The 1,607-nt window shown below is 33.6% G+C and carries 2 protein-coding genes and 1 pseudogene; all 3 read right to left on the bottom strand.

All coding sequences use genetic code 11. The annotated features are described in order from the left end of the window. Nucleotides 1–87: pseudogene (locus tag FTV12_RS16310) on the bottom strand (IS1595 family transposase); the annotation flags it as partial. Nucleotides 88–212: 125 nt separating this feature from the next. Next, nucleotides 213–410 carry a zinc ribbon-containing protein gene (locus FTV12_RS16315; protein WP_257229525.1) on the bottom strand — a complete coding sequence of 66 codons (198 nt, stop codon included), beginning with the start codon at nucleotides 408–410 and terminating at the stop codon, nucleotides 213–215. 107 nt (nucleotides 411–517) lie between these two features. Further along, complete coding sequence (locus FTV12_RS16320) at nucleotides 518–1,414, bottom strand: hypothetical protein (RefSeq protein WP_179993183.1); 897 nt, start codon at nucleotides 1,412–1,414, stop codon at nucleotides 518–520. Nucleotides 1,415–1,607 lie beyond the last annotated feature (193 nt).

The raw sequence follows: 1,607 nt of genomic DNA on the forward strand, positions 1-1,607 counted from the left end.
GGCTGTTTTGGAAGCAGGAATATCAACACAAAAGCATTGAATAATTTTTTTAATCTTGTAGTGACTTAATTTACTGTTTTCTATCATGATTCTAGACTAACATAATCATTTTGCTAGTCTAGAGCCATGTAAATTATACGCTAACAAAAAAGCCCTATAGGGTGATAGGGCTTTTATTTAAAACAGGATCTTCTGTTTTGAATATCGTGTGCTTAGGCAACCTTATCGTTATATTGGGTGCCGAGGCATTTGGTACACGGTGGTAGTCGGTCTGTACCAATTTCTAAGAAGACGCGATGTCCGCATTGAACACAAAAATAGAAACCTGTTCCCGGTTTTGAGCCAGCTGTAACCATCTTTGTTCTCCGTTGTTTTAGAAAATGGTCTAAGCAGTATAACTCTGTTGTGATGAATGTCTATTGTCCATTTTTGTAAATGATAGTGTCGTTAAAGCTAAGTGTTATTTTTATTTGTGATCTAATGATATTTCGTCGCTGTGCCTAATCACTTTCACTTTCTATGATAAATAGCTTGATAGCATTGGAATAAATGGAGCTAAGAAAGTATATATAGTCACATGATTAGAGAGAAAACTCATTAGCTCACCATATTGGGAAGTATATTCTGGTGTTCCAATTGAGGTTCCTAATTTTTCAATTCTTAGTTCTAGATCGCTAACTAACTCTTCCTCGATTTCAGATTTTCTCAAAGTACTTAATAAATCTAGAAACTCTTGAGGAATTTGAGAGTTATTAATTTCTTGATGGATAGTGCTGTGATGATTTCCTGAAGCTAAGTTTTGAACATTACCAGCAATATTAAAATTAAAAATCTGGGTGACTTTTTCTTGAGGAATCGGATTAGAATTCAATGCAGCTTCACCTGCTTGCGGATTTAACAGCTCAATTTCTAAAGCAAAATTTAAGATTTTTGTTTTTACTGTATCTATTATTCCTACTACAGCTGAAGCAGGTATTACTTTCCAAGCTTGCATACAATTATAACCCTCATACATCTTAGAACCGTAATGAGCAATAATCGCTGGATTCCAATCTTGAGTTAAGACCTCACTTTCATTATTTGTTAAACTCTCAAGGGTTGCAATAGGACTAAAAAAATATGCTTTTGATAAACTTTTTTGAAGTTGCTCTGGCAAACTGTAAGTCAACATATCTGCATTATTTAAAGCACTTCCAAAAGCACCTGCAAAATGGCCTTTTGAATTAACATTTAAGATTCTATAGTCAGGTACATTTTTTGGGTCTTGTGGATAGCCTTGCAATTCGAAGCTAATCCAATTCTTAAAATCTTCATTACCCAATCTATAAGCTAATATTTGACATTTTCTTAATAAATCTGAAATCTTAGCATTTGAGTTTATAGCATCAATTTGTATCTCTCTTAAAAGTGACATTTTATTCTCTAAACAATTTCAACAACTTTAATCCACCCCAACCCCTCTTTAAAAAGAGGGGAACTTCCCATTGCTGTCCCACAATTTTTCACAAGAGGAAGCTCAAATGAGCTTCCTCTTGTTTTATGGGTATTTTATCGGGTGAAAATAAAGCTTTTAAAGTTCTTCTTTCAAACAAATTCACTTGAATTAT

Origin of the sequence: Acinetobacter sp. YH12233 (assembly GCF_013417725.1) — a bacterium.
In the GTDB taxonomy this organism is placed as follows: domain Bacteria; phylum Pseudomonadota; class Gammaproteobacteria; order Pseudomonadales; family Moraxellaceae; genus Acinetobacter.